A 23,551-nucleotide genomic window follows, 5' to 3' on the forward strand; every position below is an offset into this window, starting at 1 on the left:
GAGCGGTGCGCTGACCAATAATACAAGAAGGGATGATGCCATGACCCGCCGTTTCGTCGACCTCTCGATCACGCTGTGCAACGATGTTGTCAGCGATCCGCCTTTCCTGAAGCCGGAGATCACCTACCAGACGCATATGGACACGGCGGGCGAACTGGACATGTTCTTCCCTGGCGTCACCGCACAGGATACCCCGGATGGCGCTGGCTTCGCTGCGTCCGAATGGGTGAGGCTGACCACGCACAGCGGCACGCACCTTGATGCGCCTTACCACTTCCACCCGACCATGAACGGCAAGGACGGCGAGCCCGAGCGTTCGATCACGATCGACGAGGTGCCGCTCGACTGGTGCTTTCGACCCGGCGTGAAGCTCGATTTCCGCCATCTGCCTGACGGTCATGTCGTTACCGCCCAGGAAGTCGAGGATGAACTGGCGCGGATCGGGCATGATCTGCAGCCGCTCGACATCGTGCTGATCAACACGGCGGCAGGCAAGGCGCTGGGCCGTCCGGACTTCGTCAACGTAGGCTGCGGCATGGGGTACGAAGCGACGATGTACCTCACCGAAGGGGGGGTTCGCGTGACCGGCACCGATGCCTGGAGCTGGGACGCACCGTTCAGCTACACCGCGGAGAAGGTGAAGGAAACCGGCGATACCTCGCTGATCTGGGAAGGCCACAAGGCGGGCCGGGATATCGGCTACTGCCATCTGGAAAAGCTGCACAACCTTGAAGTTCTGCCGCCGCACGGCTTCACCGTCAGCTGCTTCCCCCACAAGATCAAGGGCGCATCCGCAGGTTGGACCCGCGCCGTCGCCATCTTCGAGGACTAAGCGCATGCGTCTTGCAACGCTGGCGAATGGCACGCCTGACGGGCAACTGATGGTCGTCTCCGCCGATGGCGAGCGGGCGCTGGCAGCCGACATCCCCAACCTGCTGGCTGCTATTACCGATTGGCACTCAGCCGAACCGGTGCTGCAGGCTCTGGCCGAACGGGTGAACGTGGGTCAGGGCGACCCGCTCGACCTCGTCGCATTGCGTGCGCCGCTGCCGCGTTCGTGGCAGTGGCTCGATGGCTCGGCCTTTGGCACGCATGGCGAACTGATGCAGATCGCCTTTAACCTGCCGCCGATCGAGACTGACCGTCCGTTGATGTATCAAGGGATGTCGGATCGGTTCTACGGCCCTAACGATCCCGTGCCGTTCCCCAGCGAGGCCGATGGCATCGACTTCGAAGGCGAATTCGGGGTTATCATCGATGCGGTGCCGATGGGCGTCACGCCCGAGCAGGCGCTGGGCCACATCAAGCTGGTTGTGCAGATTAACGACTGGTCGCTGCGCGCGATCGCGCCAGTGGAGATGAAGACCGGCTTCGGCTGGGTTCAGGCCAAACCGGCCTGCTCGATGGCGCCCTTCGCGGTCAGCCCTGCAGCGCTGGGTGATGCCTGGCAGGACGGGCGGGTCTGCATGGACCTGCACGTCAACTGGAACGGCAATCCGTTCGGTCGTGCCAATGGCGCCGTGATGGACGTGGGCTTCCACGATCTCGTCGCGCATGCTGCGCGTACACGCGACCTGGTCGCCGGGACCATCGTCGGCTCGGGCACCGTATCCAACGCGAATTATGCTGAGGTAGGCTCCAGCTGCATATCAGAAGTGCGCGCTATCGAGATCATCCGTGACGGTAAGCCAGCGACACCCTTCATGGCCTTTGGCGATAGCATCCGCATGGAAGCTCGCAATATCGATGGCTCAGCGCCATTCGGAACGATCAAGCAGACCGTAACAACCATCTCCACCGGCTAATCTTCATTGGAAACCATCATGACTTTCGCAAAACAGTACGTCCTGACTGCCGCAGCAGATAAGGTCTCCGATCTGAAAACGGCGCTGTTGGAGCTGGCTGCCAAAGTCCGCGCCATCCCCGGATCGTCCAACGTGGACGTCCTGCAAGACCGCGACGATCTGGCGCATTTTGTGTTCATCGAACACTGGGATTCGATCGAAGCGCATCAGTCAGGCGGCAAACTGCTTGGCAAGGAAGCCTTCGCGCCCCTCATGAGCGCAATCGGCGCTCCGCCGAAGGCCCATTCTCTAGATCACCTGACGGACTGAACGACTACCGCCATCGCCCGAGGCTTGAGGGCCGGGACGATGGCGGCGGTTGATGGCACCTCAGCGGCGGTGCAGCAGCCTGATCCGCGTAACGCCGATCCGGTCGTGCGGAAGCACGGCCAAACGTTCGTCACCGTTGATGGCGCGGCCAGCCACCCAGCGGCCATCAGCATCGAACGTCCCTTCCTCCACATGGTCGAACTCGATGGTCGCCCCAGCCTGTTCGAAATCGAATGTCACGCCCTTGCCGGCGACAAGAAACGTGTCCTGGCCTTCGGCGATTACCAAAGCGAACGATCGGGAATCGCCGGGAGTAGGAATTCCACCCCCTTCGGTTTCGCTGGGCATGGGTGGCGGCGGTGGCGGCGGGTTGAGTCCGGCATCCAGGAACATTGACGAGAACAGTGCCCGGCTGTCTCTGGCGACCACGGAATAACCGCCAAGATCAAGGCGTGTCGATGCCTGACCTTCATCCAGCAGCACACCGCCGATACGGTTCTGAGCTTGTGCTGCGGTGATTACTGAGTGCATCGGATTGAGCAGGGAAAGCGCCTGGGCGTACTGCCCGTCTACGCGCCCGTCCTCCACGCCAAAGACGGAGAATCCGATCGCGCGATGCTGGCCGAGCGCCCAGAACAGGCTTCCGGTGCGAAACTGCGCTTCGGGAACGAACAGCGGATTGTCGCTGCGATGGTAGTTCGCGAAGGCATCCTTGACGTCCGGCACATAAACATCCGGCGACAGCATATCCAGCGAAGGCGCCCCCGCGTGCCATACGTCGATAACCCGGCCGACCGGTCCACCGCTGGGATACTGCCCCGCTTCGGTTTGCCCCGGTTGCGGGCCAAGCCAGGCATTGGCGTAAACCGGCAGCTTGTGAATTGCCTTTCCCGCCTTTGCCAATGCTTCGATATAAGAGCTGAAGCCCCAGGCCATGAATATTTCATCCGCCTGCCAGTCCGTCCCGAACACTTGCGACCAAGTGCCGGAGCGAGGTTCACCCTGCCGTTTCCACAAGGCTGCCAGCTCAGGACGAAGATGCGCCTTTTCGCGCGCCAGATAAGCAGTCAGCGCAGGTGCGACCGGCCTGTTCCAGGCCGCCTGAGCGACCGCAGAGCGATCCCGGCTGTCGCGCAGCAGCCCCGTCTCGTTCTCGATCTGAATCATGATGACGGTATGGTCCCGATCGACCTCTGCCAAGTGTCGCATCAGAGCCACGAAGGCGCGGCGATCGGCCTCGACCAGTTCCGGCCCGAACACGGAAAGTACGGGCTTGGGCATGGCTCCCGCATAGGAGAAAGCGACTTTGCCTTTTCCCTGTACCATCGCGCGAGGGAAGCGCTTGTCGTCAGCACGAACCCAGCCGGGCGCGTAAGTCGAGGCTGCATTCTTGAAGGCGCCGAACCAGATCAGGGCGATCCGCATCTTGCGCGCACGCGCCTCTGCGATCTGCGCATCAACCGAAGTGAAGTCGAACTTGCCTTCGCGTGGCTCGATCTCGGACCAGCTTGCCGTGCCGATCACCGAGCGCACGTTCATCGCTGCCAGCTTATTCCAGACCGGCTTCATGTACTCCGGGCTGGAGGCGCTGGAATTATGCAGTTCGCCGCCCATGAAAAGATAGGGCTTGCCATCCACGACCAGTTGCCGACCGCCGGGAGTCTCCACCATCGTTGGAATGGACTGGGCCAACGCGGGCGAAGCCAGAGTGAGAGCGATGACGCTCAAGCCAATATGCCGCAGCATGAAATTCCCTTCAGGCGGGGTTATCAAGGATAAATGTCTGGGATCGACCCGCCGCGCTGGACGGCGCGATCCAGACCTGGAAGCGGCCCGGTTCGGCGCGCCAGAGCAGGTCGCCGCCGACAAATTCCAGATCCTTGCGCGTGATTATGAAGTTTACCTTGCGTGAGGCGCCGGCAGCCATGCGCACCTTTTCAAATCCTTTGAGCTCGCGCACCGGGCGCGTCACGCTGGCGCTTTCATCGTGGACATAAAGCTGGACGACTTCATCCACGGCCCGATCGCCCTGGTTGGAGACGGTGACGGAGGCAACCAACTGCCCGTTCCATGCCAGTGTCGTCGTGCTCAGTTCGACTTCGCCATACGCGACGACACCATATCCAAGGCCGTGGCCGAAGGGATAAAGCGCCTGATGCGATACGTCGCTGTAGCGCGCCTTGAAGAAGGCGTTCTCGCCCTGCAATTGCGGGCGCCCGGTGGACTTGTGATTGTAGAAGAAGGGCTGTTGCCCGGACACTTGCGGAAAGCTGACAGGAAGCCGTCCCGACGGAGCCACGCGCCCCGTCAACACATCGGCAAGGGCGTGCCCGCCCTGCGATCCGAGGAACCAGCCCACGACGATCGCCCCGGCATTGCGCACAGCGCCTTCCAGAGCCAGCGCCCGCCCGCAGGACAACACGACGACGACGGGTTTGCCAATGGCTGCCACGGCTTCTGCCAACGCCTGCTGCGCCGCAGGCACGATGATCTCGCTGCGGGACCGGGCCTCGCCGGACATGTCCTGCCCCTCGCCGAGTGCGAGCACCACCACATCTGCCGCCTTGGCCGCTGCAACTGCGGCCTCGATCCCGCCGGTAAGCGGCTCCTGAATTTCGGCGCCTTTCGTCACCGTCAAGCGATCGGCACCCAGCGCCGCACGCAGCCCCTGCGCCAGCGTCACCGCCTCGTTCGTCTTGGCCCACGGCGCCCAGGGTCCGTCCATGTTGGCCTCATCATCTGCCAGAGGGCCGATCAGCGCGACCTTGCGCCCAGCCGCCAGTGGCAGGACATTGCCTTCGTTCTTTAGCAGCACGACCGACCGCGTCGCGGCCTCCCGCGCCAGGGCCAGAGCAGCAGGCGTTCGTACGTCGCGTGCCTCTCGGCGCGGATCGAGCGAGCGGTAAGGATCATCGAGCAGCCCCAGTTGCTCCTTCACCGTCAGTACCCGACGTACCGCTTCGTCGAGGCGTTCCGTCCCAACGGCGCCGCTGGCGACCAGATCGGGGAGATGCCGCTTGTAAAGGCCGCCACCCATGTTGATGGCCACGCCAGCATCGAATGCCTGCCGGGCGGCATCCTTTTCATCAGATGCGATCCCGTGAGCAACCAGTTCCTCGGCCGAAGCGGCGTCGGAGACCACAAAGCCCTGGAAACCCAGGCGGCCACGCAGAAGATCGGTCAAAAGATGGCGGTTGCCCGATGCCGGTACGCCATCGATGTCGTTGAAGGCCGCCATCGTAGTAACGGCGCCGGCGCTGAAGGCCGCCTCGAACGGTGGCATATGCGTTTGCAGCAGTTCGCGCTCGGTCAGGTCGGTGCTGTTGTACTCCATGCCGCCGATCACCGCGCCATAGCCCGCGAAGTGCTTGGGGCAGGCGGCCACCGACCGCGGCGATTTCAGGTCGTTGCCCTGAAAACCCTTCACGTAGGATGCGGCGAAAAGGCTGGCGAGCAGCGGGTCTTCGCCCGATCCTTCGGCTACGCGGCCCCAGCGCTGGTCGCGCGCAACATCGACCATGGGGGCATAGGTCCAATGCACGCCCACCGCTGACATTTCCTCCGCCGCCGCCCGCGCCGTCCGTTCGGCAAGGCCGGGCTCAAAACTCGCTGCCAGAGCCAGAGGGATGGGGAAGATCGTGCGCAGCCCGTGCAGCACGTCGGCGCCAAACATCAGGGGGATGCCCAGACGCGATTGCAGCGCCGCGTCCTGTAGCTTGCGGCCCAGTTCCACCCCGGTCCCGGCCAGCAGCGACCCAACCCGGCCCGCCTTCACCTCAGCGAACTGGAACGCGCTGCGCTCTCGGGCCTCGGCCTGCGCATTGATATCGGGATTGATCGGTCGCGGCGTAGGCCGCACGTCGTCGGGGTAGAGCGTCAGCTGCCCCACCTTCTCCTCGATCGTCATGCGTGCAAGCAGCGCTTCCACGCGGCGACTGGCCGAAGGTGCGGCTGCAATGGCGACGGATGCGAAGCCTCCGCCGAAGGCCAGCGCGCCCAGACAGGTTCCGGCCCGCAAGAGATTGCGGCGATCGACGTTCATGGCAGGCCTACTCCGGTCTTGGCAAAGGGCGCAGTTTCATCACAGTGCGCGATAGGTGAAATTGCGAAAGCGCACCGATCCACTGCCCGCTGCGAACAGCGCGGGGCGAAGGCTGACAAGATCGTCCATGGTATTGGCATGATAACCGGATGTCTCACTGCGGACGTAGTGGCGGGTCCAGTCCCGCCCATCGGCGCTGTAGTAGAACGTGACGATATTGTTTTCATTGACGATCTTGAGGTGCAGCCGGCGCGTAGCGGGTGCCGGTTCCTGCCAATAGGCCGCCTTGCCGCCGCGATAGGTTGTCATCTTCGTGCCGTCATGGCCCATGCCAAGGAACATCCGGTCGTTGAAGAATAGCAGCAGCCCACCCTGCACTTCGCCGCGCAATTCCATTTCCACGCTGATCTCGTAGGCTCGGTCTCCCACCATCTGGGCAAGCGGCGAACAGTCGTGGACGTCGGTCCCCTTGCCCTGCAGGATCAGGCCGTCCTTGCCGAACGATGCGCGTGAGGCTTCCTCGGGCGAGGCCGAGAAGAACGTCCAGCGTATCCCCATGGCCGCCGTCGCAAACGTGTCCGAACGGGCAATCCCGTGGGAAGCCGTCTGCCCCACCAGAGGCTTGGGCATAGGGCGCGAAAGGTCCCCGCCCACGGCACGGGGCCAGCCATCGGCGGTCCATTCGATCGGCTCCAGCAAGGTCTGTCGACCAAGCGTGCGATAACCGTTCTCATAACCGTGATAGACGAGATACCATAGCCCCCTAGGCCCTTCGACTGCGGTGGCATGGCCTCGCGACCACCACTGCTCCGCCACGTCGGTGGTGCGAACGATCGGGTTTTGCGGGCAATTTTCCCAGGGCCCGTTCACCGAACGGGAGCGCGCGACGATGACCATATGACCTGTTACCGGCCCGCCGGTACCGCCCACCGCGCTGATGATGTAGAACCAGTCACCCCGGCGCAGGAGCTTTGGCCCTTCCAGCGAATAGGCCTCGGTGATCCAGTCGTCGGGGTATTTCCAGCCGTCGTAGACCTTCTCGACCTTGCCATCGGTGGAAAGGCCATCTCGCCTGAGCTTTACGCGGTTGATGCCCGAAAGGAACAAGTAGCGCTCGCCATCTTCGCCGACGACATGGCCGGGGTCGATGAGCCCCCCGATGCCAAGGTCTATCGGCTCGCTCCACGGACCCTGCATCGAATCCGCGTGGATGACGTAGATGTTGGCGAAGTTCTTGAGATCGCGCGACCACGGCGCTTTCATGAAGGGGATGTAGATGTAGTAGCGCCCCTCGTGCTTCACGAGATCGACCGCGAAAACCGTACCTAGTGGCTTCGGCAGAGCCGAACCGATCGGCGTCCAGTTCACCAGATCGCGCGAATGCCAGATGACCAGGCCGGGTGACGCATCGAAGGACGAATGCGTCATGTAGTAGTCTTCACCGTCTTTCAGGACGGTGGGATCGGGATAGTCGCCAGCCAAGACCGGATTGAGGAAACGGCCGTCGCCAAGGTCTGCCCGACGTTGCCCCTCAATACCTTTCCCCCATTTCTGCAGGGGTTTGGGATCGTCCTTGCCGCCTTTACCGGCTGAATTTCCCGAGTTCGAGGCACTCGACATACCGATTGCAGGTTGTGCGGCAATGGCGCCACCAGCGGCCAGAAGCAGGAGAGATTCGCGGCGGGAAGGCATAGGCGTCTCCGGTGTGAAATTTCGAGGGGGCAGGCGGCGACGGTCAGGCCCCGGATTGCAGCTTGGCGAAAAAATCTTCCATGGCGAGACGCACGTCCACGCTCTGGCAGATACGAAGCTCCCTATCCTTCAGCGGTGCACCATAAGTACGGTCTGGCAGGGTACGGCGCGCGGGCTGGGTGACGAAGCGGCTGCTCCCCTGCGACACTGCTGTAAACAGCACGGGCGGGCTGTCACCCATCGGCCAAGCGCCGCCGATGTCGACGAAATCGGGGGGGCTGGTGAAGGTTTCATAAAGCCATCGGCCGAGCGGCGATGCCGCGCGCAGGCGCACGCGCAGTTCGGCCACGGAGACCTGCATCTGCCGGTAGGTTCCCTGCGGAACCTGCCATAGCGGCACCCTGGTTTTCTCGATCACGTGGCGCGCGGCATCCAGGTCGGTCGCGAGATTGTATTCCCATCCGCCATGGGGGTAATCGCCGCCGCCGATCCAGATCACCGTCATGCGCTTTGCGATCGCCGGTTCGAGGCGCAGCGCTGCGGCCACGTTGGTGAGCGGGCCGCCGCAGGTCAGGAACAGCGGCAGAGGGTCGGCCCGCATCGCTTCAGCGACAATGGCCCGCGCCGCCTCGGCGCGATCGGCTGCAAGTGCATCGAAGCGTTCGGGCCCGGCCACGACCGGCACGGAGTCTCGCCCAGGCACCGCCGCCTGGCGGATCAGGGCGCGCGCGATCTGCACACCGCGCTCGGTTGTGATGCCCGCCGGCACGGCGCCGCGAAACGCATCCGGCAGCGGCGTGCAGGTGACTAGCGGAACTGCGGATTTGGGGCTGAGCAACTGGTGCGCCAGCGCGACCAGCCCATCGGGATCGCCCGCAAAGTCGTTGTCGACGATAACCCTGCAATTGGGTTTCTGCGGCACGGTGCGATAGGGCTCGCCCGCTGCCCGGCCCGGCAGGGCCAGGCCGCCCAACATGGCCGCAGCGCCCTTGATCCAAGCGCGCCGCTCCAGCGAGGATTGTAAACTCAGGTGCATATGATTCCGTTCGAGGCACAAGGGGGCCGATCCGTAGACCAGCCCCCTGCACCGGTATCAGAAGTTCACCTTGCCCTGCAGGCCGACGACGCGGAACGAGCTGTCGGCCAGGATCTGCGTGGTAGTGCCCACGCCGATCGGCGAGTTGTAGCGCAGCACCGGCTCGCGGATGCCGAACATGTTGCGGGCGAAGACGCCCAGTTCGTACTTGCCATCGGCAAGGCGCACGCCAGCGCGGGCACCGGTGATGAAGTGCGGCTTGAACGTCACGTCGTTGCCGCCTGCGGTCACATAACGAATGCGCGAGCGATAGACGGTATCCGCACCAAAGTAGGCGGTCATGGTGTCGCTCAGGTTGGCTTCGTACTCACCCGAGAGCACGCCCTTCCATCGAGCGCTGTAGGTCACCTGATAGCCGCCGAGGTCGGTGCCGTCCGTGCCGATGAAGCCCTTGGGGAACTTTGCATCGACGTAGATCATGCCAGCATTGACGTTGAGGCCCGGCAGGAGTTCGCCGAACAGCCCTGCCTCAATGCCCTTGGTAGTCAGGCTGTCGATATTCTGCGGCGCGCAGACCACACCGCGCTGCGCGTCAGGCGCACAGACCTGGGCCTGGTAGTTCTTGACCTTAGTGTGGAAGACGTTGAGGTCGAAGCCGATGCGGCCAAGGATCTTGCCCTTGACGCCCAGTTCGAGGGCCGTTGGCACCTCGGGCCGAACATAAGTCGGCGTCGTCCCAAGAGTGCTGTCGTCGTTGTAGGTCTGCCCCTTGAAGCCGCGGCTTGCAGTGGCATAAACCATCACGTCGTTCGTCAGGTCGGCCTGCGCCCCCACCTTCCACGAGAAGTTGTTTACGGTCGACGAAGCCCGATAGAAGCCCGGCGCCCCTCCTTGGGTAACCGTGACGCGAGCCGTAACCTCATTGCTGGTGTAACGCGCACCGCCCAGCAGACGGATCGTGTCGTTCACATGGACGGTTGCCTGCCCGAAACCGGCAAAAGTCTCTACGAGAGGCGACTGGTGATAGGCCGTGGAGATGACGATCGGGACCGGCGCTGGCGTGAAGCCAAGGGTGACACGGCTCAGATAGTCGCGTTCACCTTCATACCGCGAGTAATAGCCGCCGACCACATACTCGATGGTACCGGTGCTGGGCGAGGTCAGCCGCACTTCCTGCGTCAGCAGGCTCTTCTTGTCGTAGCCGGGGCCGTAGAAGATGTTGGGGAAAGGCGACGTGCGCGAAGACGTGGGAAGACCGTCGATCGATGCCGTTTCCTTCTGGTTCTGCCAGCGATAGCCGGTCGTCCAGGTCAGGGTGTGGCGACCCAGGGTGACGTCCATCGACCCCGAAATGCCGAACTGCTCGACCTGGTTGGTGACTTCCATCGCATTGCAGGTTTCGCCGTTGCCTTCACCGATCGTGATCCCGCAACCGGCCAGCACGTCGATCAACGGCTGGCTTCGCGTATTGTAGAACGTGAAGTAAGGCGCGTTGCGCGTGTTGACCTTGTTGTAGTCGGCGATGATGTTGAACGTCACGTCGGAGCTGGGCTCCCACAGAAGACGTGCGCGAACGCCGCGATCGTTGCGATCGCTGCCCTTGCCGAGCGCGTTGTTGTGCGTGACGTCGTCAATCGAATCGAAGTGGCCCGACACGCGCAGCGCGGCATTCTGTCCGAGCGGGGCATTCACCACCAGACGGCCGATGCGGCGGCTGTATTCCGAACCTGCGAAGCCATCCTCGGCCAGCTCGAATTCGGCCTTACCGGAAAACTCGCCCAGCCTGGGCGCATTGGTGGTAATGTTGACGAGGCCGGCGGAAGCCGCCGAGCCAAACAGCGTACCCTGGGGGCCGCGCAGCACTTCCACGCGGGCGACGTCGAACACGGATGACTGCGGCACGTTGCCCTGCGGTACGCCATCGACGACGAGGCCGACCGACGGCTCGGCCGTGGACGAAGTGATGACGGTGCCGATGCCGCGGATGAAGCCACCCGATCCCGGAGTCTGGCCCGGAGGCGCGAATTCGAGCGCGGGGGACGAGGCCTTGAGATCGGTTACCGAAATGATGTTTTGGCGTGCCAGCTGCGCTTCACCGACGACCGTAACGGCAATCGGAATCTTCTGGACGTTTTCCGACCGCTTTTGGGCAGTGACGATGATGTCGCCGCCAGTGCTTGCCGCCTGATCTTCAGCAACCTGCGCCATTGCAGGCGTCAGCGGCGAAGCAAGGCAAGTGCTGGCCATTGCAAGGCCGATGATGGACAAACACTGCATTAATCCTCCTGTCGAATGTGGAGGATCGTTCGGCAAAACCGCATTTCCCCCTCCTCAAGCGCCGCATGTTAGCTCGCGGCTTAAACGAATGGATATTTCAATCCTGATTATCTGTCAATGCGACAAAGCGGCCTTCATGCGCAAAATAAGAGCGAATATTCTCATATTTTTCGCATCGAAATATGGCCGCAACAGACGGTTCAAAAATCAATGAAAACACAGAAAAACTCACGGTTTTTGGAAGGTCGAAACTGATCGAAACCGCTGGATCAGCGACCTATTTGGATGAATTGTTCTAGTTATGACCTAATTGTCGAAGCGGGCTGCACAGGCAGTGATTCCCGTTCCGGATCTGCATCCTCTGCGGGCGTGAGAACTGCCCGACAGACCTCAGCACCTGCGTGAAACCCGGATACGCCAAGCCGCCCGAAACCATCCGGTTTCAAGCGGCTGCGATCATTCAGCGAAGTTCGGTTCAGTCGAGCGGTTGCGGGATCCGCTTGCCCAGCAGGCCGATCAGAACTGCGAAGCCCATACCGATGATGCCCATCACTGCGAAGGCATGGAGGATGCTGCCGCTGCGTGCGGCGATCGTGCCGACAATCGCCGGACTGATGAACTGGGCGATGAAGAACGCGGAGGTCCAGAGGCCGAAACCGCGGCCGCGATGGCGCGGCGGCAGCAGGCGCGAAACCCAGAAGATCAGGCCCGTCACGGTCATCCCCGCGCCGATTTCCTGCACCACGGCCGCGGCGGCCATCGTGCTTTCGCTGCGCGCAAAGCCCATGCCAGCCGTGCCCGCGCCCACGATCAGCAGCACCAGCGCGACCACGCGCTCGATCGGCCAGCGGCGCGAAAGGACGTTGAAGACGAGCGCGCCCAGCGGAACGCCCAGGCTGACCAGACCCATGATGACACCGAGGCGGCTTGCCGAAATCGTGCCGATCGCCGCGAACGCCAGGCCGCCATTGACCAGGAACACGTAGTACAGGATCGACATGATGAGCGTAACGCCGCAGTATCCGGCCACCGTCTTCCACGGGAACGGAACCTGGGCCGCCGCTTCGGACGATATTGAACGATCCGCCGCGTCAGGCTCGAAGAACCAGGCCAGCATCGCCAGGAAGATCACGAAAGCCAGGCCATAGATCAGGAACATGCCGTTCCAGATCATGCTGCTCAGATACCCCGAAAGCGCCAGCGAACCGGCACCCAGCGCCGGCCCGAGCAGTCCCTGCACGGTGATCCAGTTGCGGCGGCGGTCTTCGGCGAAGTAGTCGGCAAACAGTGCGTTGACGATTACCAGGATAAACGTTTCCGACACACCCACCGCCAGGCGCGATACGAAGATCGTCGTCAGATCGTTCAGGAAAAACGGCGCCGTTCCGGAGAAGGCATAAGCGAACGTCGCCCAGAGCAACGGTGTGCGCCGGCCATAGCGATCGACGACCAAGCCCGCGAACGGGGCCAGCAGCGCCACCATCAGCCCTGGCGTCGTCGCCATCAGCGGCACGAGGAACGCGGCGTTGGGCACGTCCTTGAAATGCGCGATGATCGTCGGGATCGCGGGCGCGAGCGAGAGGATGCTGAGGATCGGCAGGAAGCCGGCAAAAGCAAGGGTGACGCCCTGGCGCCATCCCGCGACAGGGCGAGTGCCGCCTGCCTTCACAGTAGATGCTTCATGCATGGACACGCACGTTCTCCCGATCGGTCATTAACATGACCCTGTCCTTCACAACGATATCGCTACGTCGCCGGCATTGCGGCCGACAAAAAGATCCGGCTCGGCGATGTCCACCCAGCCATCCTGCCAAATCTGCAGGCGGCGGGCCGGGATCGCGACCGTAACGGTGCGGCGCTCACCGGGCGCGAGGGAGACTTTCGCAAAGCCCGCCAGCGCCAGTTCCGGCTGTCGGCGATAGACCTGCACGACGTCGCAGCCCGCGCGGGCCGAGCGGTTTTCTACCACCACGTCCACCTGCTTGGCGTCGCCTTTCCCAGCCAGCGTGGCCGAAACGATCACGATGTCGGCATAGCCCAGTCCTGCGCCGAAAGCATGGCGCGGCGCGGCGATGCCGCGATATCCGATGCGGGTTCCCTCGGTGTAGACCAGGTCACCATTAGCCTCAGGCTGAAGTGAGAAGGCCGGGTAGTCCGCTTCGTTGTGCGCGATCGACACCGGCATGCGTCCGCCGGGCTCGCGCTCGCCGGCCAGGACCTGTGCCAGCGCTTCGCCAAAGCCTTCGCCGGGATACCACGTCACCACGAGCGCCGCTGCCCTGTCGTCCCATGAGCTGTCGAAGGCATGGCCCACGTTCGCCACCACGACCGTACGCGAGTTCACTGCGGTCACCGCTTCGATCAGCGCGACTTGTGCCTCGGGCAGTCGCGTGTCCGCGCGATCCTTGCTCTCGACGCTGGCGTCCGACGTTTCGCCGACGACCAGAACCACCGCATCCGCGCGTTCGGCCAGGGCGACTGCACGCGCCAGCATGGCCTCGGGCGTATCGGGGCGGCGAATGCCATACCACAGCCCGTGTACGCGCGCGGGGGCGAAAAGAAATTCCACCTCCACGTCCGCCCTTTGACCAGCGCGCAATGTCAAGACCGCACTCTGCGCATCGCCGCCCTTGAGAGTGCCCATCACGTCCGAAGGCGCCACCGCCCTGTCGCTGACGATGATCTCGCGGCCATCCACTCGCAGGCGGACTGGGCCGGTGGCGCCGAGATAGAAGGCATGCTCGCCATCGTCCTGCGCCTCGAACACCCCGCGGGCGAGGATACGGCCGGGGGCACTGAGCGTCACCACATCGTCGTGCACGCCCGAAAACCATACCAGCGAATTGGTGTCACGCGTCTCGCTGGCGTGAAGCTCGGCCTGCCCATTGAAATAGTCAATGGTCATGCCAGTGACGCAGCCGTCACCCAGATCGCGCGCGGGGCGCACGGGCATCGTCGGCAAGCGGGGCTGCGGATCGACCCCGGCCTCATATTCGATAGCCAGCGAAGTCCCGAATTGCGTCTCGATCGCCTCCAGCGGACGCAGCGCATCCGGCGCCACAGCGATCTTGGCGAACGTACCGCCCTGATAGCACGGCGCCGTTGCATTGGGCCCGATCACCGCCAGAGTCCTGAGCGCGTCCGATTGCAGAGGCAACAGGCCGCCTTCGTTCTTCAGAAGGACGAACCCCGCCGCCGCCGCCTCGACCAGCAGGTCTTTGGCATCCGCATCGACGATCGGCCGCGTCTTGCCGCCCGCAAACCGCTGCGCGGCATGGGCCAGCCTACGGGCCGCGTCGTCCACGCGCGCGGGCTCCACCAGCCCCTGCGCGACCACATCGGCTGCCTTCGCGCCCATGAACCGTGCAGGGCCGGGCATTTCTAGGTCGAGGCCGCCATTGAGCGAGCCGGCCGCCGAATGCGTGCCGAACCAGTCGCTCATGACGATCCCGTCGAAGCCCCACTCCTGCTTGACGATGCGGGTGAGGACGTGGTGCTGCTCCGAACACCAGTCGCCGTTCAGCTTGTTGTAGGCCGCCAGCATACCGCCTACGCCCGCCTGCGCGCACAGTTCGAAGGGCAGCAGATAGACTTCGCGCAGCGTGCGTTCATCGACCACCGCGTTCATCGAATCGCGGTCCGTCTCGCTGTCATTGCAGACGATGTGCTTGGCAACGGCAGCGGTGCCGGTGGACTGCAGCCCCCCGGCCCAAGCAGCGCCGAGGACGCCCGCCAGCAGCGGGTCTTCCGAAAAGTATTCGAAGGCCCGCCCGGAAAGCGGACTGCGCGCTAGATTGACGTTGGGCGCTAGCACCATGTCGATACCGCAGCGCACCGCTTCGCCGCCCACCAGAGCGCCCACACGGGCACAAAGATCGACGTCCCAACTGGCCCCCAGCGCGGTGGCACAGGGAGTCAGCAGGGCCACGTCCCGCTCATCCACGCGGCCGCTGGCGATGCCCATCGGGCCATCGCCCATGGAAAGCGAAGGGATACCGAGATCGGGGTAGCCGACAGTGGACCACATCGCCGCGCCGGACGTCATGGCGAGCCGCTGCTCGGGCGAAAGCTGCTCGATCATCGGCGGTGCGCTCCTGCGCCCGGATTCATCCGGTTCGAAGAACGCCCGCGGCGCATACCGCACGCTGCTGCAATCCTGCTGCCTGCCACTTTCGCTTTCCCCATTTGCGGGGCGACCTCTGGCGGGCCGCCCTCACGGTATCCGTAGTCGCCTGAAGGTCAGCCCCGGAAGGCAGGCATGACCTTCTTGCCCAGCAGATCGACAGTCTGGTTGCCCAGACGAAGACGCTCTTCGGTGAGCGGGCCCGTTGTCGTGCCGCACAGGATATTTCCGATCCCCAGCTCCTGATAGGGCTTGAGATGCTCAATCACGGTTTCCGGCGAACCATAGAGACACCACGTGCCGATCCAGTCGTCGGTCAGCGCGTTCGGCGTGCGATCGGTCTTCTTGTTGGCATCGTTGCTTTCGGCGCGGGCATTGAACTCGGCTTCGCGTTCTACCGCCTCCTGATAGCTGCGCAGGATCACTTCGAGTTCCTCGCGCGCCTGCTCATCGGTCTCGGCGACGTGAACGACCTGATAGGTGTGCGTGGTCCAGCCCAGCGCTGACGCGACGACCTCTTCGCTGTGCCCGGCTTCGAGCAGGAAGCCCTTGTAGATGTCGAACCACTTCTTGACGTGGATGAAGGGCTCGGTGCCGCCGATCTTGGGCGGGGTGAAGGCCGGAATGAAGGCGGGCCAGCCGTTTTCGGCGGCGCGGCGCGAACTGGCTTCCTTCATGGCCACCGGCATCAGGCGCGCGTGGCCGGGCGTGTAAGGCGCCGGAGTGATGCGCTGCAGGACGCGGCCGTTGTAGGGACCGTTGGCGATCTCCACCGCCGGATCGTCCATGCCCTTGGCCCAGAGCTGCTCGGCGATCGCCAGGTTTTTCTCCGAAATGGAGCCGGCATCGCGGTAGTCCACCGCAAAGCCGATCATCTCCTCGGGCGTGGTGCCCGAACCGACGCCGACCAGTAGCTTCCCGTCCGTCAGCTGATCGAGAATATTGATGCGCTCGGCGAAGCGGACCGGATGGTGCAGCGGCACCGAGACGACGGAGAAACCGAAGTGCATGTCCGGCAGCTTGGCTGCAAGATAAGACGCAAACATGAAGCTGTCGCTGGCGACCGGCATGTAGCCGTTGAAATGATGATCGGGTAGGAAGACGCCCTCGAACCCGCTGCCGGCGGCCCGAATGGCGTGCGCTTCCAGATCCTTCATCAGCTGCCGATCGTCCTGCGGCCCCATCGAACGCGCATTCAGAAACACCGAAAACCGCATAGAACCTCTCCTGGCGTGGCTGTTATTTACAACCTGACGACAACCGTTCAGAATGGAACAGTAACTAGAATTGATGTTCTTTTTCCGATAGGATCGATATGGCCGCCGTGTCAACCAAGAAAACGAAGTTGGATTCTATTTTCGTCCCGAACGAGGCCAGCAGAGAGCCCCAGCAGGGCCGCAGCAAAGCCTCTTACGAAAGGATGCTGGCGGCGGCGGAAAAGCTGATGGTCAAGCGCGGGAACGAGGATTTCACGCTCACCGAAGTCAGCAAGGCCGGGAAGGTCTCGATCGGCTCGATCTACCTGCGTTTCGACAGCAAGGACGATCTTATTCGCGCCGTCCACGCCCGGGTGCTGGCGCGCATCGAGTACGATCAGGACGCCATGCTGCAATCGGTGAAGGCCGGCGCACATACGCTGGACGAATATGCCTCGCAGTTCGTCGAGGCTTATGCCGAATTGCTCAAGGCCTATTCTCCGGTGCTGCGCCCGATCATGTTCCGCGCCGCGACCGACAGCGCGATCTCGTCCACCGGCCGCAATTTTGCCGAGAAACTGAGCGCCGAAGTGCGCCGGCAGATGCTGCAGTTTTCCGACGAGTTTGGACGGGAAGACCACACGCGCCTGGCAGAGAACGCTTTCAAGATGATCTACTGCACCCTTGCCCGCTACTTGGGCCTGGGTTCCTCACCGGAAGCCGCCAACGAAGGCAATTGGGAGGAGCTGAAGGAAGATCTGGCGATCATGTGTGCCGCGTTCCTGCGGGCTTCGGGCCGGTCATCTGCATCCGGATGACGGTACGCAAAAGTCGCGCAGATGGGGTCCGCTCTGGCGAAAATCCGGGGCTGCGGTCCACAAACCCGGAAAAACTTCAAGTCTGGAACTGAAGAAACATCGCACTAGAACACGACGGGTAATTCCAATTTCCAGAATCGAAATTGCGAAACGCCCTGTTCGATGGAGAGATGTGCGATGAATGGTTGCCCTTTCAGCGATTCCGCAAAGGCGTGGGAGGACTTCGCCGACCTGCGCCAGCAGCCCGGGTTGTTCTGGAGCGAGCAGATGCAGCGCTGGGTCGTCTCGCGCTATGACGAGATCACAACTGCCCTGCACGATCCCGCGACGTTCTCCTCGCAGCCGGTGGTTCCCACCGCACCGCCGCCGGTGCAGGCTGCCTTTGCCGGCAAGGTTCCGGATCGCGGCACCCTGATCGGGCACGACAACCCGACCCATGACCGCCTGCGCGCCGCTGTGAACACGTTCTTCATGCCGCGCCGGATTGCCCGCTACGAATCGTGGATCGAGGCGCAGGCCCATGCTCTGGTCGACACATTTTACGAGGAAGGGCAGATCGATTTCCGTACGCGCTTTTCCTCGCCGCTGCCGCTCAAGGTCATCAGCCATATCGTTGGCCTCGAGGTCGATCGCTCCGAGGAATATCACGAGGCTCTGCTGTTCTTCAGCTCGCCTTCTCCCGAGCGGATGCAGCCGCTGATCGACTACCACGCTTATATCGAGAGCGTGATCGAGGCGCGGCGCGACGATCGCCGGGACGACCTCATCAGCCACGTCTGGAACATGCGCGATTCCGGCGAAGCGGTGATGACCGATTTCGAAATGCTCTCGCTGTTCCCCGGCCTGATGCTGGCCGGGCACGAGACGTCCGCGAACCTGATCGTCATGGCCCTCGCACACATGCTGGCGCGTCCGGGCATGTACGAATGGGCGCAGCAGAGCGACGACAATCGCGTGCGGGCTCTGGAAGAGGCGTTCCGGTTCGAAGGCCCGATCACCGGCATGCCGCGCGTCGTCACCCGGCCGGCGACGCTGGGCGGCAAAGACCTCGCCCCCGGTGACGAAGTGTTCCTCGCCTATGGCTCCGGCAATCGCGACGCCGCCCATTTCAGCGACGGTGACAGCTTCGATGTAAAGCGCCTCTCGCAGACGCAGCATATTGCCTTCGGTCAGGGCATCCACGCCTGCCTTGGCGCGCCGCTCGCGCGGCTGCTGCTCAAGGTGGAAATGCGCGTGATCGCCGAGAGGCTGCCCGGCCTGCGTTTGGCTATCCCTTACGGCGAACGGTCCTATTTCCCGGTGCGCGAAGTGCGCGCGCTCGTCGATACGCCGTTCGCCTGGGACGTGCTCGACAGCCATCGCGCCAAGCGCGGCACCCATGCCGCCCCCGCCCAGGTGGCAGCCGACGATGGCTGGATAAACGCCAGCGTGCTGGCGCTGGAACCGGCGGCGCAGGGCGTCGTGGAGATACGGATCGGCGTTGCCGGGGGCGAACTACCGGTATGGACCGCCGGCGCCCATGCCGAGATCGAACTGCCCAACGGGGTGATCCGCCAGTATTCGCTTTGCGGCGTGGCGCGCAGCGGCGCGGAATGGGTCGTGGCGGTCGCCCGTGATGGGGAAGGCCGTGGCGGTTCGGTCTACATCCACGATACGCTCAGGGTTGGCGACCGGGTGCGCCTCCATCCGCCGCGCAATCACTTCGCGCTGAGGAACGCCGAAGGGCGCGTCCTGCTCATTGCCGGCGGCATCGGCATCACGCCCCTCGTCACGATGGCCGAGGACCTTGCCGCAGCCGGCGCCGACTGGCAGCTCGTCTACCTCGGCCGCTCGCGCGAGACCATGGCCTACAAGGATCGCCTGCAGGCGCTGGGCGCCGACAGGGTCACCTTCTGGCCTGCCGATACCCACGGCCGCTTCGATCTCCAAGGCCTGCTGGCCAGCATCGGGCCGGCCAGCGTCTACTGCTGCGGCCCCGAACGGCTGATGCACGCGGTCGAAGGGCTGTGCGATGCGAACCGGCTGCCGGTCTATCTGGAAAGGTTCTCCCCGCTGGAGGTCGATACCTCCAACGACCGGCCTTTCGAGGTCGTCCTCCAGTCCACCGGACAGACGATCGCGGTGTCAGCGGACCAGTCCGTGCTGGCCGCACTGACCCAGTCCGGGGTGCGGGTGCTGTCCACCTGTCAGGAGGGGACATGCGGATCGTGCGAGGTCGGCGTGGTCGAGGGCGAGATCCTGCACCGCGATTCCGTGCTCACGCGCGAGGAGCGGGCCGCCAGCGACACCATGATGGTATGCGTATCACGGTGCGCGGGCGACCGTCTCGTCCTGCGGCTCTGACGCGCTGCTGAAAGTCAGGCCGGGCAGCGGCGCTCAAGCGTCACCTGCCCGGCAAGACCGGTGGGCCGCGTCGGCGTATCCCCGGCGTAGTATTGCCCGGCGGGCGTATCCGGCGCCTCGCGACCGGCGGCGACAAGCCGGTTCACCCAGGTCGTCGCGACGTCGACCTCAAGGTGGTTGCGGCCGGTCTGAAGCGCCTGGGTCACCTCGACCCGGCCCGGCTTCGCCCAGACCGTGCCGACCGACTGCCCGCCGATCCGCACCGTCGCCACCTCCGCCACGTCGCCCAGGGTGAGCCAGTAGCGCGGCTTACGACACGATGCGTCGCTTGCGGGGGCGGTGAGACTGCCGACATAATGGGCGGTCCCGGCAAAGTCCTTCGCACCGGCCAAAGTGTTCAGGAACTCCAGCTTGTCGAGCGTCAGTTCGCGGTCCGGCAAGCCGCGGCTTTCGAGCAGGACGGACCAGTGGCTATCGGCCCGCGCCACGGTTTGCGCGGCTCCATAACGCGGCACGGGCTCGGCCTTGTCCGCAACCACCAGAAAGCGGCTTTCATTGGCGCCAAGATGGACGGCCAACGCCCCCTCGCCCTGCGCGGATGATCGCTCCGCAATCGCGCGGTCGCCGGATACGGCATCCCACCACTGTGCCTGCCCGGCGGCCCGGACCTCCATGCGGCCATCGAAGCTGCGCGCCGCCCGATTGACGAGGAAATAGACCTCACCCTCTGGCGTGATCCGGTGCTGGACCGCGACATCGGCGGCGCCCTCTCCGTCCAGGGTCCACTGCGGCTTCAGCCCGGCCTGCCGCACCGCATCATCCAGGCTATCCGCCGCAATCACGTTGGGCCGCGACCAGATTTGCCCAACCCGCCGGGCAAAGGCCCCCGGATCGTCGGCAAGGCGCGCGGAACGCTCCGGGCGTCGGCCGGCAATGGTCACACCCTGTTCTGCAAGCACGGCGAGCTTTTCCAGCATCGCCAAGCTCATCCGCGTGCTGCTGCCGCCCAGATAGAGCAGCGCGTAGGCATTGCCGGAGCGGTTCTGCAGCCGCCCGTCCGCAACGGTCAGTGCATCGAGCAGCGATCGGTCCACGAAATCATAGTCGAACCCGGCCGGGACCGAAGGCATACCTTCGCCGTAAAGACCGGTTACCGGCGCCTCCTCGCCAATGAAAAGCGCGATCGGGGTCTCTGCGCGCCCCCGCTGCAAAAGATACTGCGTCCGCGCGAGATAGCCGGTCCAGCTCTGCGCCATGGAAGCCCAGGCCTCGTTGCGGTTGAAATTGTGGCCCAGCATCGGGATCAGAGTGAGGCCCGGGAATGCCTGTGCCCCGGCAGCCTGATGCACGGAACTGTGCAGCATCAGCCGGTTGCCGCCCAGCACCAGCGCCCGGTCCGCAGCCGCGCGCATATCGGCAGGCGACAGGGCCCAGGGCTGGCCGAAAGTCGTCAGCGCCTCTACCGCCGTGACCGGGCGGCCCAGCACATGCGCCACCGAAGCGGCGCCCTTCACGTCGGCTTCATAGGTCGGCTTGGGCGGTTCGCCGCCCTTGAACCACCACATCGCGCCGGCCGGAATATCCGCCTGCGCCCGGATCGCCAGATCGTCACCCAATTGCGGGCGATGATCTTCCAGCGCTTCGGCGGTGTAGGTCATACCCTTTTCGCGCGCGATCCGCGCGATCGTGCCATAGTGGGCCTGCGTAATCAGATCGGCGATCGTCATGCGGAAATCCGAAAGGAAAGCGTCCGACCGCCGCGCATCGCCAACGACGCGCCCCGCCAAAGCCGGCAGCCAGTGGGTGAGATCGTAGCCCTGACGGGTAGCGAATTGCTGCGGCAGATCGTCGGTCCAGTTCTGGGCACCAGCCTCTATGCTGTCGCTCAGCAGCGCATTGATCTTACCCGCGCCGTCCAGCGCTTCGTCGTAAAGCTCCAGATAGTGTCGCAGATAGGCCTCGACCCGCGGGGCCGAGAGCTTGTCGACCTCGAGGCCGGTCGCCTCCTTCGGCGCAGGGCCATTGTGGTGGCCCGTCAGCGCCATGCCGAAACGCAGGACCGTCCAGTTGCGGCTATCCCCCGGCTGCCAATCGAGCGTGCCATCGGGCTTCATTCGCTTCGTCAGGTCGATCACGCTGGCAGGATCGATGCCGACGCCATCGCTAGGATTATCCAACGCGGTGTAGTCCGGCGCGGCGGCAAAGCCTGCTTTCTCCTCGGCTGCACTGATCAGAGGATTGGCCCAGAGGCTGAATTCGGTGACGGTGTAGCGGCCATCTGGCTTGGGAAATGGTATGCGTTGAGCCCCGGGGGCATAAGTCAGCCGATCGGTGAACCCGGGAGCGGGATCGGGCGCCAGCGTAACCCGAAAATAGCGCGCACGCCGGGCTGGAAAACTCGCGGTTCGCACAGGGGCGCTCGATGCTGGCAGGGATGCGACCAAGCGCCACTCGATCGCGTCGTCGCTGGCCTCTAGTCTGGCGGTGGCCGGCTGCGGAGTTCCAAAGCCATGGGGTGCCGGAAGTCCGAGCCGCATCGCTCGCACGACTTGCGGCGCGCCCAAGTCATAGGTCAGATGCGCGATGCCCTTCGCATTGCCAACAAGTTGCGCGCCATCCGCGTACCGCCCATCGCGCAGCAGCGCGGCACTGTCCTTGCCGACGCCTGAAACCATGACCGGAATTCGAGGGCTTTCAACCGAGGGGTAAGCGACGACCGCCACATCGGCATAGAACCGCTCGGCGCCGTCCGTCTCGCCACTGGCAACATCCTGGAAGGGACCGGAAACGTCGGGCGGCATGGGCAGGCGGATCGTCTGCCCGTGCCGTACTTCGGCCTCGCTCCACACCAGCTTTTTCATCGCATCAGCAGGCCGTACCCAGGGCCCGCCCGTTGCGCTCCAGCCCGGGGACGTGGCGATGCCGAACTGCATGTCCCGGCCATGGGCGCGGACCAGGCTGCGCTTCAGCACATCCTTCCATCCGGGTGCCATGAAAGGCTGCAGTACATCGACTTGCTTGGGCGCGCCCAGACCGCCCTCGAACTGGAAGACGCCGCCAATGCCCGTTTGTGCCATCCAGTCGATATCGGCTTCGGCCTGCGCCGCATCGACATTGCCGTTCATCCAGTGCCACCAGACCCACGGCCGGGCCGTTGTCGGTGGCATGAGGAAGCCTGCATAGAGGCCTGCTTCCGCTTTTGCAGAATATGCAGAACCGGGCTGGCCACGGGGGACCGTACCACAGGCACCGAGGCACAAGACCAGTGTAATAGCCAAAAACGATGACCGTCGCGTTCTTACCATCTCTGCACCTCAGGTCGTTTCCCGTCCACTGGGAAATCGCAACAGTGACGCGAGGTCAAGAGGAAACTAAAATTCCTATTCGACATTTGTTTGTTAATATGTTTCGTCGGCGACGATCCAGGGTTGCTGTCGGTCCAGCCCCATCGCTAGTATCTGTTTCAACAGAGCGCGGAGAAATTCGTTTTTCTTGATGCGATCCAGACCCCATCAGCCAAAGTCGAAAGCTTTGAGATAAGCTGCACGCGATTAGGACGCCTCGAAACAGTGTCAACTTCATGGTTCCAAATACCGCGAGCGGCCAGTCCGCAATCGGCCAGTCCAAGGCATCCAAAATGAGGAAGCTTGAGGTGGTTCCGCCTTCTTGGACAGTTTGGCGGCTGAGTTAAGCTAAACCCGGTTGTCGTTCATGCCGCCTGCTTGATCATCAGATCATGGGGGGCATGCCCCCCATGATCTGATTGCCCGTTCCGTCGATAGGCCTCGGCCGGCGTTCTGCCGGCAAGGCTCGAGTGCGGACGCTGGGTGTTGTAATAGGTAATCCATCGAGCAAGACCAGCCTTCAGCTCCGAACCGGTCTCGAAGGCATGGAGGTAGACGCATTCGTA

The 23,551-nt window shown here is 63.6% G+C and carries 15 protein-coding genes; 5 read left to right on the forward strand and 10 right to left on the reverse strand.

Features of this window, described 5'->3' with window-relative positions; translation table 11 throughout:
- Positions 1–40: 40 nt before the first annotated feature.
- The 3 genes from HWN72_RS29865 to HWN72_RS29875 are packed head-to-tail and all read left to right on the forward strand — an operon-like array spanning position 41 to position 2,114.
- Complete coding sequence (locus tag HWN72_RS29865; RefSeq protein ID WP_211152204.1) at positions 41–832, forward strand: cyclase family protein; 792 nt, start codon at positions 41–43, stop codon at positions 830–832.
- Positions 833–836: 4 nt separating this feature from the next.
- Entirely contained in the window at positions 837–1,805 is a 969-nt protein-coding gene (locus HWN72_RS29870; RefSeq protein ID WP_211152205.1) for a fumarylacetoacetate hydrolase family protein, read from the forward strand.
- 18 nt (positions 1,806–1,823) lie between these two features.
- Positions 1,824–2,114, forward strand: coding sequence for a putative quinol monooxygenase (locus HWN72_RS29875; protein WP_211152206.1), 291 nt, complete (start codon positions 1,824–1,826; stop codon positions 2,112–2,114).
- Between the two features lie 60 nt (positions 2,115–2,174).
- Here the strand turns inward: HWN72_RS29875 and HWN72_RS29880 are convergent, their stop codons facing one another.
- The 8 genes from HWN72_RS29880 to HWN72_RS29915 all read right to left on the reverse strand — a co-directional run bounded on the left by HWN72_RS29880 (position 2,175) and on the right by HWN72_RS29915 (position 16,501).
- Positions 2,175–3,983: a DUF5597 domain-containing protein gene (locus tag HWN72_RS29880; RefSeq protein WP_211152207.1), complete on the reverse strand. Its 1,809-nt coding sequence runs from the start codon at positions 3,981–3,983 to the stop codon at positions 2,175–2,177.
- Positions 3,871–6,156 carry a glycoside hydrolase family 3 N-terminal domain-containing protein gene (locus HWN72_RS29885; RefSeq protein ID WP_211152208.1) on the reverse strand — a complete coding sequence of 762 codons (2,286 nt, stop codon included), beginning with the start codon at positions 6,154–6,156 and terminating at the stop codon, positions 3,871–3,873. Before HWN72_RS29885 ends, HWN72_RS29880 begins: the two co-directional genes overlap by 113 nt.
- 39 nt (positions 6,157–6,195) lie before the next feature.
- Complete coding sequence (locus HWN72_RS29890; RefSeq protein ID WP_211152209.1) at positions 6,196–7,848, reverse strand: family 43 glycosylhydrolase; 1,653 nt, start codon at positions 7,846–7,848, stop codon at positions 6,196–6,198.
- Between the two features lie 43 nt (positions 7,849–7,891).
- The gene (locus HWN72_RS29895) at positions 7,892–8,824 is read right to left on the reverse strand and encodes a nucleoside hydrolase (protein ID WP_211152210.1); all 933 of its coding nucleotides are present in this window, start codon (positions 8,822–8,824) and stop codon (positions 7,892–7,894) included.
- Between the two features lie 117 nt (positions 8,825–8,941).
- Entirely contained in the window at positions 8,942–11,161 is a 2,220-nt protein-coding gene (locus HWN72_RS29900) for a TonB-dependent receptor (RefSeq protein WP_211152211.1), read from the reverse strand.
- Positions 11,162–11,636: 475 nt separating this feature from the next.
- A complete protein-coding gene (locus tag HWN72_RS29905) occupies positions 11,637–12,848 on the reverse strand; it encodes an MFS transporter (protein WP_248006477.1) in 1,212 nt (403 codons plus the stop codon).
- A gap of 45 nt (positions 12,849–12,893) precedes the next feature.
- Positions 12,894–15,242, reverse strand: coding sequence for a glycoside hydrolase family 3 protein (locus tag HWN72_RS29910; RefSeq protein WP_248006468.1), 2,349 nt, complete (start codon positions 15,240–15,242; stop codon positions 12,894–12,896).
- A gap of 158 nt (positions 15,243–15,400) precedes the next feature.
- Positions 15,401–16,501, reverse strand: coding sequence for an LLM class flavin-dependent oxidoreductase (locus HWN72_RS29915; RefSeq protein WP_211152213.1), 1,101 nt, complete (start codon positions 16,499–16,501; stop codon positions 15,401–15,403).
- Positions 16,502–16,629: 128 nt separating this feature from the next.
- Here HWN72_RS29915 and HWN72_RS29920 point away from each other — a divergent pair, with 128 nt between their 5' ends.
- A complete protein-coding gene (locus HWN72_RS29920; RefSeq protein ID WP_248006469.1) occupies positions 16,630–17,298 on the forward strand; it encodes a TetR/AcrR family transcriptional regulator in 669 nt (222 codons plus the stop codon).
- A 177-nt stretch (positions 17,299–17,475) separates the two neighbouring features.
- Positions 17,476–19,641 carry a cytochrome P450 gene (locus HWN72_RS29925; protein WP_211152214.1) on the forward strand — a complete coding sequence of 722 codons (2,166 nt, stop codon included), beginning with the start codon at positions 17,476–17,478 and terminating at the stop codon, positions 19,639–19,641.
- Between the two features lie 14 nt (positions 19,642–19,655).
- Here the strand turns inward: HWN72_RS29925 and HWN72_RS29930 are convergent, their stop codons facing one another.
- The gene (locus HWN72_RS29930; RefSeq protein WP_211152215.1) at positions 19,656–22,808 is read right to left on the reverse strand and encodes a glycosyl hydrolase; all 3,153 of its coding nucleotides are present in this window, start codon (positions 22,806–22,808) and stop codon (positions 19,656–19,658) included.
- A gap of 542 nt (positions 22,809–23,350) precedes the next feature.
- Positions 23,351–23,551 (reverse strand): integrase core domain-containing protein (locus HWN72_RS29935; protein ID WP_375154552.1); only part of this gene is annotated, 201 nt, incomplete at its 5' end.

Origin of the sequence: Novosphingobium sp. HR1a (genome assembly GCF_015594425.1) — a bacterium.
GTDB lineage: Bacteria > Pseudomonadota > Alphaproteobacteria > Sphingomonadales > Sphingomonadaceae > Novosphingobium > Novosphingobium resinovorum_A.

Coding starts and splice junctions, on each gene's coding strand:
- HWN72_RS29865 (WP_211152204.1), top strand. CDS start 41: ATGACCCGCCGTTTCGTCGACCTCTCGATCACGCTGTGCAACGATGTT.
- HWN72_RS29870 (WP_211152205.1), top strand. CDS start 837: ATGCGTCTTGCAACGCTGGCGAATGGCACGCCTGACGGGCAACTGATG.
- HWN72_RS29875 (WP_211152206.1), top strand. CDS start 1,824: ATGACTTTCGCAAAACAGTACGTCCTGACTGCCGCAGCAGATAAGGTC.
- HWN72_RS29885 (WP_211152208.1), bottom strand. CDS start 6,156: ATGAACGTCGATCGCCGCAATCTCTTGCGGGCCGGAACCTGTCTGGGC.
- HWN72_RS29890 (WP_211152209.1), bottom strand. CDS start 7,848: ATGCCTTCCCGCCGCGAATCTCTCCTGCTTCTGGCCGCTGGTGGCGCC.
- HWN72_RS29895 (WP_211152210.1), bottom strand. CDS start 8,824: ATGTTGGGCGGCCTGGCCCTGCCGGGCCGGGCAGCGGGCGAGCCCTAT.
- HWN72_RS29900 (WP_211152211.1), bottom strand. CDS start 11,161: ATGCAGTGTTTGTCCATCATCGGCCTTGCAATGGCCAGCACTTGCCTT.
- HWN72_RS29905 (WP_248006477.1), bottom strand. CDS start 12,848: ATGCATGAAGCATCTACTGTGAAGGCAGGCGGCACTCGCCCTGTCGCG.
- HWN72_RS29910 (WP_248006468.1), bottom strand. CDS start 15,242: ATGATCGAGCAGCTTTCGCCCGAGCAGCGGCTCGCCATGACGTCCGGC.
- HWN72_RS29915 (WP_211152213.1), bottom strand. CDS start 16,501: ATGCGGTTTTCGGTGTTTCTGAATGCGCGTTCGATGGGGCCGCAGGAC.
- HWN72_RS29925 (WP_211152214.1), top strand. CDS start 17,476: ATGAATGGTTGCCCTTTCAGCGATTCCGCAAAGGCGTGGGAGGACTTC.
- HWN72_RS29930 (WP_211152215.1), bottom strand. CDS start 22,808: ATGCCACCGACAACGGCCCGGCCGTGGGTCTGGTGGCACTGGATGAAC.